10 protein-coding genes are annotated in these 11933 nt (G+C 43.9%); 3 read left to right on the forward strand and 7 right to left on the reverse strand.

Features of this window, described 5'->3' with window-relative positions; translation table 11 throughout:
• Positions 1–79 precede the first annotated feature (79 nt).
• Positions 80–565 (forward strand): ribosomal protein S18-alanine N-acetyltransferase, encoded by a 486-nt coding sequence (gene rimI, locus H2245_RS00005; protein ID WP_182404985.1) that lies wholly within the window; start codon positions 80–82, stop codon positions 563–565.
• Between the two features lie 249 nt (positions 566–814).
• Here rimI and H2245_RS00010 read toward each other — a convergent pair whose 3' ends face one another.
• The 3 genes from H2245_RS00010 to trxB all read right to left on the reverse strand — a co-directional run bounded on the left by H2245_RS00010 (position 815) and on the right by trxB (position 3169).
• Positions 815–1258, reverse strand: a complete 444-nt coding sequence (locus H2245_RS00010) for a MerR family transcriptional regulator (RefSeq protein ID WP_182404986.1) — start codon at positions 1256–1258, stop codon at positions 815–817.
• 66 nt (positions 1259–1324) lie between these two features.
• Entirely contained in the window at positions 1325–2107 is a 783-nt protein-coding gene (gene aat, locus H2245_RS00015; RefSeq protein ID WP_182405638.1) for a leucyl/phenylalanyl-tRNA--protein transferase, read from the reverse strand.
• A gap of 33 nt (positions 2108–2140) precedes the next feature.
• A complete protein-coding gene (gene trxB, locus H2245_RS00020) occupies positions 2141–3169 on the reverse strand; it encodes a thioredoxin-disulfide reductase (protein ID WP_182404987.1) in 1029 nt (342 codons plus the stop codon).
• An 822-nt stretch (positions 3170–3991) separates the two neighbouring features.
• Between trxB and H2245_RS00025 the strand changes: the two genes are divergently transcribed.
• Positions 3992–7381, forward strand: coding sequence for a DNA translocase FtsK (locus H2245_RS00025; RefSeq protein ID WP_182404988.1), 3390 nt, complete (start codon positions 3992–3994; stop codon positions 7379–7381).
• A gap of 150 nt (positions 7382–7531) precedes the next feature.
• Entirely contained in the window at positions 7532–9028 is a 1497-nt protein-coding gene (locus H2245_RS00030; RefSeq protein ID WP_259365013.1) for an amidase, read from the forward strand.
• Positions 9029–9089: 61 nt separating this feature from the next.
• Here the strand turns inward: H2245_RS00030 and H2245_RS00035 are convergent, their stop codons facing one another.
• The 4 genes from H2245_RS00035 to H2245_RS00050 form a co-directional block, all read right to left on the reverse strand.
• Entirely contained in the window at positions 9090–9992 is a 903-nt protein-coding gene (locus H2245_RS00035) for a DODA-type extradiol aromatic ring-opening family dioxygenase (RefSeq protein ID WP_404944636.1), read from the reverse strand.
• Between the two features lie 100 nt (positions 9993–10092).
• Positions 10093–10581 carry a 23S rRNA (pseudouridine(1915)-N(3))-methyltransferase RlmH gene (rlmH, locus tag H2245_RS00040; RefSeq protein ID WP_182404989.1) on the reverse strand — a complete coding sequence of 163 codons (489 nt, stop codon included), beginning with the start codon at positions 10579–10581 and terminating at the stop codon, positions 10093–10095.
• Positions 10582–10710: 129 nt separating this feature from the next.
• A complete protein-coding gene (locus H2245_RS00045; RefSeq protein ID WP_182404990.1) occupies positions 10711–11244 on the reverse strand; it encodes a DUF421 domain-containing protein in 534 nt (177 codons plus the stop codon).
• A gap of 191 nt (positions 11245–11435) precedes the next feature.
• Entirely contained in the window at positions 11436–11933 is a 498-nt protein-coding gene (locus tag H2245_RS00050) for an ABZJ_00895 family protein (protein WP_182404991.1), read from the reverse strand.

An 11933-nucleotide genomic window follows, 5' to 3' on the forward strand; every position in this document is an offset into this window, starting at 1 on the left:
AGTTTATATAAATAATAAAGCAAAGATAGCTCCCATTATAAAAATACGGTTAAGTAATTTTAAAAATAGAGGCAAGCTTATGTTAAGTGTAAAACACTTATCGAATGATGTAGCTGAACGTCAACAAGATATTCAGTCGGTGGCTGATATTGAAGCTATTATTCACCAGCAAGATATATGGACTTATGAGTCGCTTACTGGTTTGTTAACGCAAGACAGTGTAAAACTGCTCGTTGCTATTCATAAGACTAGTGAGAATCCAGGCGCAGTTGTTGGCTACTGTTTATATCAAGTAGTATTTGAGCAAGCAGAGATATTGCGTATCGGTACGCACCCTAACTATCAGCGTCAAGGTATCGCCTCGCAGTTATTCGCAACGCTTAATAATGAGTTGCAAGCTGATAAGATTGAGAGTTTGTTGTTAGAAGTACGTGCTGATAATGCGCCAGCAATAGCACTTTATCAGCAGCAAGGATTTGATGAGATTCACCGTCGCAAAGACTATTATCAACATTCACATAAACCAGCAATGGATGCACTTATTATGCAGCTTAGTTATGTTTAATAGCATTTGTTTAATGAGAATAATTTAGCAATAATAGGCTCATAATATTATAAATATTAAGTTATTAAGATTAGAGTGTTTATTGTGTTTATTGTGATGACTGTGATGACTGTGATGACTGTGATGACTGTGATGACTGTGATGACTGTGATGACTGTGATGACTGTGATGACTGTGATGACTGTGATGACTGTGATGACTGTGATGACTGTGATGACTGTGAATGACAGGATATATGAAAAAGGGCGATTAAAGGGGGGGCATGGAAGAGGAAGAAGGTTTGCAATCCTCAACGTTATGGATATAAGAGCTGTCTGTTTTCATACGTTTAAGAATATCAATACGCTGAGTTAATAACTCAACCATAAGGTTGATATTGGCTTGCTGTTTTTTAACTTGTTCTAGTTTTTGCTCAGTGACATAAAGCTGCTCACTAATATCGAGCTGCCCATCGTAATAATCATTCAAGCTGTCTTTAATTTCAGTTAACGTAAAGCCGATCGCCTGAGCACTCTTAATCAACTCAATGCGTTCGATACATTCTGGATGAAATTCAGTATATAGACGCGAACCCGCTTGGCGTTTACGAGATTTTAGCAGCCCAAGCTGATCATAATGGCGCACTGTATCTTTAGTAGTATTGGCTTGGTTTGCAAGTGCACCGATGAGCAAAAATGATGTATCTGGTATCATACAATAACCTCATAATTGCAAAAAAAATTTAAATTCGATAAAAATTGAGGTTGGTGGTAGTTTATTTTAAAGCTTATCGTTCTTTAGCTTCCAAGGCGCTAGTGTGTCTAAAAGGGCAACTGCCAGTGACTGATGAGAATTAGCCCGCCACTTTTCTGAACTGCTACCAATCAAAAGGTTTAGTTGCGCTAGAAAGTCCGCACGCAGTAAGGTAGTCGCGCCTAAGCTCATTAAATGCTCGTTAGGCAATTGACAATCCACTAACGCAACCTTACTTTGTTCGCATAAATGCATCAGACCCCAAAATGCTAATTTTGACGCATTGGAAGCACGATGAAACATCGACTCGCCAAAATAAATTTGACCTATTTTAAGCCCATATAAACCGCCTATGAGCTGCTTGTTCTCATCCCAGACTTCAATGCTATGAGCAAACCCGTAAGCATGCAGTTGAGTATAAGCATCGATCATCTCATCATGAATCCATGTATGTTCGCCTTCAGGTAGCTCATTGCTACGTGGCAAGCTACAGGCATGGATGACTTCATTGAACGCTTGGTCAAGTGTCAATTGCCAGCGTTCGCGTTTGGCTTGACGACGGAGCGATTTGCTTGGCAGATAGTCAGCTGGGACTATGACACACCGTGGTTCAGGGCACCACCATGCGATAGGCTCATCTTCATTAAACCATGGGAAGAGCCCTTGCGCATAGGCTGAAATCAAAGTTTCAGGCGATAAATCACCACCGACAGCCACCACACCGATACCATCGGGATCGACGGTATCAGGGTTCGGGAATTGATAGTGCCCAAGACTTCTCAACGTATTGCGAGCTGTCTCAGGCGCCATATCAGTAGTTAGAATGTCAGATAAGTTGTGCACCTATGCTTCTTTATCAGCAGTCAATGTTGAAGCGTAAGTATGATCTTGAGCAATGGTTTCGCCGATAGCATCCAAATATTTTTCAGCGTCGAGCGCTGCCATACAGCCCGTACCGGCAGAAGTAATGGCTTGGCGGTATACGTGGTCGGCGACGTCACCTGCAGCAAATACGCCTTCGATACTGGTCTGGGTAGCGTTACCGTTAAGACCACTATTGACGACGAGATAACCATCTTTCATTTCTAGTTGACCATCAAACAACGCAGTATTGGGTTTATGACCGATCGCGACAAACATACCAAATACGTCTAATTGCTTAGTGCTGCCATCAATCATAGATTCGATAACAACGCCATTAACGCCCATGTCGTCGCCAACCACTTCTTTCACGCTGTGGTTCCACTCAATTTTAACATTACCATTTTTGGCTTTTTCAAACAGTTTGTCTTGCAGGATTTTTTCAGAGCGTAAGCTGTCGCGGCGATGGACTAAGGTGACTTCGGCTGCGATATTAGACAAGTAAAGTGCTTCTTCAACAGCGGTATTGCCGCCGCCGATAACCGCCACTTTTTGGTCTTTATAAAAGAAGCCATCACAAGTTGCACAAGCAGAAACGCCCAAACCTCTAAATTTGGTCTCTGACTCTAATCCTAAATACTGGGCTGATGCGCCTGTTGAGATAATTAGGGCATCACAAGTATAGCTGCCATTATTACCCGTTAATTCAAAAGGACGCACATTTAAATTAACCGCATTGATATGATCATAAACGAGTTCTGTACCAAAGCGCTCAGCATGGGCTTTCATGCGATCCATTAATGCTGGACCCGTTAAATCATGCGCATCGCCCGGCCAGTTGTCCACTTCAGTGGTGGTGGTGAGCTGTCCGCCTACTTCCATACCGGTGACCATAACAGGTTTGAGGTTGGCGCGCGCCGCATAGACAGCTGCTGAATACCCAGCAGGTCCTGAGCCTAAGATAATAAGTTTTTCGTGACGTGGAGTAGCATTTGTAGTTACAGTGCTCATGGAGCTTCCTTATTAACAAGCAAAAGGTAAAGGGAAAAAGATCAGTGCTAGAATAATTAGTGCTAAAACAATCTGCGCTAAAATAAATTAATATTTGCTATTAATGACATCGCTGTTATAAATGCGAATATTATTGTAATACAGCGATAAATAGGGCAGTTGCTCATGCTAAGTGATACTAACATAAGGGCTTGGGGCAAAAAGTACAAGTTTGCTAAAATAAACATGGGTATCACTAGAACTAAAGTACGAGCGTCCATATGGTGGTATTAGGCAATAACGTGAGGGTTTCAATATGATGGTTTCAACGTTTTATCGCTTCAATGTATCAGTGTTTGAGTGCTGTTTTGGTCAATTTAAAGCGGTCTATATACGCCCATACCATTAACTGACTTGTTAACGTGTTTATTCAAAACACAGTCGCCACTTTCGCTGGGTATTTGTTATCATAAGTCGCGCAAGCGCTAGGCAGTGTCAATATCTATTATCCGCTGTCATATAACAGGTTAATGATGATAATAGTGATGTAGTATGACAGCGATATTAGCAAAGTATCGTTAGGAATTAATGTTCGTAAACTGTAGTGTGCTGCCGATGATTTTAAAACGACAATCTGTGCCGTGCGGTTGCTATATTTTACGCTATAATCCGCTGGCGATATACCTTGATGTTCGCTTAATAAGAGCTGGATAGCTATGTCATAATAGGCACATTCCCACCCTTGTAAAACAAGCATGTTATGTTGGCATGATTGGGCTTAATCATGCCCTGATGACCATTAAGTATTGATAATTTAGTGTTAAATAATGAGGCAGATCTTACGTGATATCAGCACCGCTTATTGAGTATTTAAAAAAGGGCGTATTTACCATCTTAGGGTTAATGCTGGCCGTCTATTTGTTTGTGATTTTGCTGACCTATACCAGTAATGATCCCAGTTGGTCGCATATCAGCAGCGATATGACCACAGTTAATAATACCGGTGGGGCAATGGGCGCGTGGCTGTCGGATTTACTCTATAGCTTTTTTGGCTTTGGCGCATGGTGGTTGCTGGCGTTTTTGATTTATGAGTCTATCTTAATATGGTGGGATAATAAACCGGCATTTTGGGTGTTACGTTTGGTGGCTTATGTATTTTTATTATTAAGTGCCAGCGCGCTTATTGCTCAGTTTATGACCGTCTTGCAACCGAGTGCAGAGACCGTCAGCACAGGAATTAAGGGTTTGACGGGTGGCGTGATTGGCACTGAGTTACAAGTGCGCTTGGCTCAACTCTTGACTGCGTGGGGAAGCTTGTTGTTTTTAACGCTATTTGTGGTGATTACGGCAACTTTTGCCTTTAACATCCATTGGACAATTTTTTATCAAAAACTCACCACCTTGTCATGGCTGGGTTCTGGGATTAAAAATGATGCACAAGATGTGCTCAGTACTGGTGCAAAATCTAGCCGTCAGCCAAGTGCTAAAAGCAGACGCTCACGGGTGCAAGATGGTAAAGATTTAATCATTAGTAAAATAACTCAAAAACGCCCTGACTATGGACAGTTGCCGTTAGAGCTACAGCCTGATGCAAATGGTTCATCCCAAGGTAGCTTACTTCATGACAGCAATAATGGTCAATCAGCGGACAGTCAAGCGCGATTTAGTGGTGTGCTTACTGACTTTTTAACCCAGTCTGGACTGGGTGAGAGTGTAAAGGCGTCTGTACAACAGGCCTCAGACCGAGCAAAAGCCGCGATAAATCAGGAATCGGCAGAAGCCCTCAAGCCTAGTTACAATAGTAATCGCGCTGCTAATAACCAGAACGCGCATAACGCGGACAACTATACGGTGAATGCTGGTGTTAAAACTAATCCTAACACTAGCCACAATACTGTCTCTAGCACCAGCGTCGCCCGTAAGGTTGAGCCCAGCTTTGCGTGGAATGATGCCAGTACTGTTGAGGACTTATTAGCCCAAGAAGCTGTTGTTGCCCATGGTCACTCCCATCCGCTTCCTGCCTCTAGCGATGAGGAAAAACTTGCTCAATCCATAACTGATAAGCCTGCAACGACTGAGCCTAGAGCCACAGAACCTAAAGCTACCGCGCCTATTAATAGTACAGTGGTAGCGCCTAAACCATCAAATGACTTATCAGCGGCTATAGAAACGCCCGTTGTTGAAAGCCGTACTGAGTTTACAAATACGACGACAGATAACACAAAGCCGCCGAGCAAAAATGTTGATGGTTTAGCAGCAACAGGGCTTACAGAGCATGAGTCAGTTTCAGCACCAACTACATTAGAAACGTCGTTTACAGCTGATACACCGCGCTCTAGGGTCAAAGCTGCTGAACCAACAGCGCCAGTAGTTAATGAACGTTTAACGCATGAGCCAGCAGATACCGAAGCGGATACACCAGATGTCTTTGCGGCTATGGTATCGCAAACCTCTATTCCACAAGATATGACACCGACCAATACGCCACCTGCCAATCCAAAAGCAACACTAACGGCAACGGATGCGCTTGTTAATGACGCTCTTATTAATGAGAACAAAGATAATTCATTGGTAACTTCAAAACCTAGCATCAGCTTTGCCGTGCCAGAGGGCAACAGTAGCAATCATATTACCGATATGATGCCTGACGAGACAGATGATGAGTTAGATGCCCCAGTCATGCCGGAGATCCATGATGATACCGCATTTTCTCAGCGCTCCCGTTCCATGCAAACGGCAGCGTACCGCGCGCAGTTAACGCCGATTCCTGCCTTATCTATCTTAGATAAGCCTGACCCCAATCATCAGCCAAGCTATACTACCGTTGAACTTGAGCAGTTATCAGAATTACTGGAAATTAAACTACAAGAATTTAACGTTAAAGCAAACGTGGTCAATGCGATTCCTGGGCCAGTGGTTACAAGATTTGAAGTTGAGCTTGCGCCTGGGGTAAAAGCCAGTAAGGTTACTGGTATCTCACGTGATTTGGCGCGCTCCTTGTCGATGGCGTCTTTGCGCGTGGTTGAGGTCATTCCCGGTAAGCCGTATATTGGTATTGAAGTGCCGAACAAACAGCGTGAAATGGTGCGCTTAATTGAGCTGCTGGATACCGAGAAATTCAAAGATACTAAATCGCAAATTAGTATCGCCATGGGTAAAGATATCGGTGGCAAGCCCATCATTAGTGACCTTGCCCGCGCGCCACATATGTTGGTTGCCGGAACGACCGGTTCTGGTAAGTCGGTACTGGTCAATTCCATGTTGTTATCCATGTTACTAAAATACACGCCTGAACAACTGCGTCTTATTTTGATTGACCCTAAGCAGCTTGAGTTGGCGAATTATAACGACATTCCGCATTTGCTCACGCCTGTGGTCACCGATATGACCGAGGCTGCAAGTAGTTTGTCGTGGTGTGTGGCAGAGATGGAGCGTCGTTATTTTCTGATGAGTGTGCTCAAAGTGCGTAAATTGAGCGACTTTAATAGAAAAGTACGCGCCGCTGAAAAATCCGGTAATCCAATACTCGACCCATTATGGAAACCCAATGACAGCGTTAGTATCAGCCAAGCGCCCAAGATGAAAACCTTACCGATGATTGTGATTGTCGCTGACGAATTTGCCGATATGATTATGCAAGTCGGTAAGCAGGCAGAGGAGTTAATCACCCGCCTTGCACAAAAATCACGAGCGGCAGGGATTCATTTAATATTAGCCACTCAGCGTCCCTCAGTTGATGTGATTACCGGATTAATTAAAGCCAATATCCCTGTCCGTGCCGCGCTACGCGTGAACTCAAAAGTTGACTCGCGCACGATTTTGGACAGTGGCGGTGCCGAAGATATGCTGGGCAATGGCGATATGCTGTTCTTAGGACCGGGACAAATTGAACCGGACCGTGTGCATGGCGCGTATGTTAGCGATGAAGAAGTGAATAGCGTGTGTGATGCGTGGCGAGAGCGTGGCGCGCCCGATTATATTGACAATATGGCAGGTAATTTTGAGCTGTCCAGTATCGGCAGCGGCAGTACGGGCAGTCCGTCTGGTGAAGACGATGATCTTTATAACGAAGCGGTTGGCTTTATTATGGAAACCCGTAAAGTCTCCGCATCAAGCATTCAGCGCAAATTTAGCATTGGTTACAACCGTGCAGCGCGTATTGTTGACTCAATGGAAGAAGCAGGAATCGTCAGTCCGATGGGAAAAAGTGGCAAGCGTGAGTTGCTGATGTGATGTAAAGAGCGATTGCTTATTGTTGTAAAAGCGAATCATGAGAGTGGTTCGCTTTTTTATGAGAGTTTAAAAAGCTATTTATAAATATTTAAAGAGTTATGATAATGCTAAACGCTAAACTATGAATATCGCTAAATATAAAAGGAAATTATGGCTATGTTTAAAGAATATACGCATTATGATGCGCTAGGATTAGCAGAATTAGTCAAGTCAAAACAAGTCAGCGCTAAAGAGTTGTTGGACGCTGCCATTCATCAAGCCAATAAAATTAATCCAACATTAAACGCTATTATCCACCGTTTCGATGAGCGCGCTTATCTGGCAGCGCAACAAGGATTGCCACAAGGAGCATTTACTGGCGTCCCTTATTTACTCAAAGACTTGTCGTTCTATTTTGCAGACGAGCCGTTAACCATGGGCAGCCGCAGTATTCATATTGTCCCAAGTCAAGACAGCGAAATTGTCAAACGTATGAAAGCCACAGGATTGAACACCTTTGGCAAAACCAATACGCCGGAATTTGGGTTAATCATTACCACGGAACCCAAAGCGCATGGCGCAACGCAAAACCCGTTTAAAAAGGGCTATAGCTCTGGCGGGTCATCTGGTGGTAGTGCTGCTGCTGTGGCAAGTGGTATTGTACCGATGGCAGGTGCGGGTGATGGTGGCGGCTCAATTCGCTTTCCTGCGGCGTGGTGCGGGGAATTTGGATTTAAGCCCAGTCGTGGGCGCAATCCTATAGGACCATCATTTGGTGAAGGCTGGGATGGCGCGATTGCCGACCATGTGATTAGTCGCAGTGTGCGTGACAGCGCTGCCATGCTGGATGCCACAAGCGGTTCTGAAGTGGGTGCGCCTTATGTAATAGCTCCGCCTGAAGGCACCTTTTTACAGGCAGCCATGCGCGCACCACGGCGGTTGACTATTGCCTTACATCAACAGCCATTGGTTGCCGATACGCTCGTAGATAAAGAAGTGCTTGCTGTGCTTGAGCGAACCGCTGCGCAACTCGAAGCCATGGGTCATCGTGTAATTCCTGCTGAACCGGCTATTAATATTGACAAATTTTGGCATGATTTTATGGTGGTTATCTGTGCCCATACTGCCTTTACCATTGATAATATTGAACGCTGTTTTGGCACTGCACATATCAGTAATCTCGAACCGCAAACTTATAATATGGCGTTGCTTGGACGCTCATTATCAGCCGTTGACTTGGTGCATGCTAAGCAAGGCTGGCATGATAGTCAGTATCAAACGGGCAAATTGCTTGAGCAATACGATATGATTTTGTGCCCGACTATACCAACGCCTGCGGTTAAACATGGTGTCTTGCCACCCAGCTATTTGGACGAGTTATTAATGCGTAGTGCTGGCGTGGTTAATAAAGGATTTAGTATTGGCAAATACGCTTTTAGTTCAGGATTGATTGAACAGTTAAGTCATCCCGTTTTTAGTAAAATGGCATTTACCTTATTAGGCAATGTTACTGGATTGCCAGCCATGTCTGTGCCAGTCGGTATGAGTAAAAAAGGCTTGCCCATTGGGATGCAGCTGATTGGAAGAATGAATGATGAGACCACATTATTTAGCGTAGCAGGAGAGATGGAGCGCGCCGGAATGTTTACCAAACCAGCTTTTAGTTGATAACAAAGTAAAAAACAACAAGATAACAATTAAAAATAATGGGATGCTTAATTAAGCATTCCTAATCAAAACGATAAATATCCATACCCAAGCTATGATGTGCCATGCTTTCATGAATGACAGATACGCGCTGACCAGCACCTAATGCAAAAAATAGCGGTAATAAGTGTTCATCACTTGGATGGATATGTTGATAATTGGGATATTGCTGCCAATCTAAAGCCGTTGGAATATCAGTTTTGAGCTGTCGTAGTAGCCATACTTTAAACTCTTTTGCTGCTTCATCAATGCTCTCTGCTTGCCAACGTAATGCTTGTAAATTATGAGTGATATTCCCTGAGCCAATAATCAAAATCTGCTGTTCACGAAGCTGTGCAAGTTGCGCCCCCAACTGATAACAGGCAACACTGTCATAATGCTGTGGCAAGGATATCTGCACGATAGGAATGTCAGCGTCTGGATAGACATGCCGAAGGGGTGCCCACACTCCATGATCACAGACCCGTACCGGATTGATACTGCAACGAATACCGCGCGCGCTTAGCTGCTGCGCCAAGGATTCGGCAAGGGCTGGTTGCCCTGATACAGGATATTGTAATTGATACAGCTCGCTATCAAAGCCTGAAAAATCATGCCAAGTCTTCGGTTTAGGGTTACTACTGACTTCAAGCTTGGCAGATAACCAATGTGCGGACATGATGACGATTGCCTTTGGTTTGGGCAAATTATATCCGATTCGGGTAAGGGCATGAGTGGTTGCGGAGTCTTCTATAGCCAGCGTTGGCGCGCCATGCGAGATAAAAATCGCGGGTAGCCGCGCAGCATTGGTCAGCCCAATGGGCATATCTGCCCATGCAACTGCGCCAGTAATAGGTGCATCAGTTTTTGCCGTATCATGATGGTTGTCATGATAAGAATCACGATACTGGGAAAGAATAGATTTTATTGGTTTTGAATGGCTCATATGCCCTGTATTAGGGCATAGGCTGGTTTTTCAATCTCTTTTACGCGCGATATTTTATGAATGTTTACTTGCCACATATTTTATCTAATAGTGCTATTTATCAATTGCCACGGTGATAAGGGTGGTTGTGATTGATACTCATGGCTCGATATAATTGTTCCATTAATACCACGCGCACTAACGGATGCGGTAACGTCAGCGCAGACAACGACCATTTTACATCTGCCGCTGCCAACACTTCGGGCGACACGCCATCGGCACCGCCAATTACCAAGGCAATATCATCGCCTTGCTGCATCGCATCGGCAAGCTTTTCTGCCAAGCCTTCAGTCGATAGCATTTTACCTTTAACATCCAATACCCACAGCTGCTCCCGTCCAGCGGTCGCATGAGCGGCAAGTATTACTTGACCTTCCTGTTCGCGGTATTGGGCTAAATTTGCATCCGATGGATTCTTGGCGCGTTTGGCTGCGGTAAGCTCCACAATCTCAGTACTAAGCATCGGCTGGATACGTTTATAATATTCATTAAAGCCAGTTTGCACCCAGCTTGGCATCTTATTACCAACGGTTAAGAGACGTACTTTCATGACCAATTATCCTTGCTATTTATTCTTAGAAGCTTTTACTTATCATCAATATTATGATGAAAATGGCACTTATTCTACGTAAATAAAGTCAATACGTCTCACTTTTTTCTTGTCTTGCAAAAGCATTAGTTATGAATCCGTTAATGGCAATAGCGTTTCGGAAACCGTATCGTTATAAGCGGCTTTTGCATTTTTGGTAATAATGGTCAAAGTTGCATCTGACTCAAAAACAATGGCTTCAATCTCGTTTAAATTGCGGATACCTTCTGCTCGCATAGCGCTTTCAAGCTCTTGTTGGGTCAAGCGTTCTGCACGCATGGCATCAGACAAGTATTGCCCTTGATAAAACACAATACGCGGTTCAGATAAAATCACACTGCTAAATGGCGCTGAGATAGAGGCATATTTAGTCACTAAAAACTGTAAGACATACAGCACCACAATGGCTGAACCGCCTTCGACAAAAGGAATATCCTCGAGCAAAATAGTGCTGGCACCCAATGAGCCAATCATGACGGTCACAATCCAATCAAAATTATTGAGCTGTGAGGTCGAGCGCTTGCCAGAAATCTTGGTGATAAGGACGATAAGAATATAGACCATCACCGCAGTAATGATGATGCGTCCAAGGTTGTCGATATTGTCAAAAAATAACATATCCATAATACTGTCTCCTCATAATCATGTCGCGCTATGAATACAGTCTGTTCTTATGTTGCTAGTTTTTATACGGTCAATTTTTATACTGCGAGTTTTAGACTATAACAACAGCGTAACGGATTTTTGGAAACAATGGTGCAACAAATTTGTAGCGTGTCTGGCGAAAAAAGCATAATGAGTCGCTGAGCTTTTATCTATGAAGCAGTACTGGGCGCTAATACGCGATTAAATATCCAAATGCCCAAACGCGCGCTTACCAGAGTCAGCACCACGATCATCATTAGCGCACCCAGTAATGGTAAAGGCTGCTGTTGAGTCATCTCCAAAAGTACCTCACGGCTAACCGCATCAAAGAGCCAAAACCACAGTATCAATAAATAAATCCCAGTCAGTAACCAGACAACGCCGACACTCGCCACGGTCAGTCGGTTGATTTCACTACGATTTAAAGCGCGGTGCTGATGCTTCGTAAACTTAAGAACGGCGATATATGCTCCGACCAAAATAGACAGCACGGTGACCAGTTGGGCGCTAAGAGCAATTTTGCTCTGTATTAACATAAATATAGAGGTAGCAAGAATATAACCAATGGCAAAAAAACGCACAGAAGGCGTTAATGTAGGCATTTTTGACGCTGTATGAGACTCTGAGGTTGTACTAGATTTATTAATATTAAGTGGTGTGCGTGACAT

Source organism: Psychrobacter sp. GP33 (genome assembly GCF_014119005.1).
Classification (GTDB): domain Bacteria; phylum Pseudomonadota; class Gammaproteobacteria; order Pseudomonadales; family Moraxellaceae; genus Psychrobacter.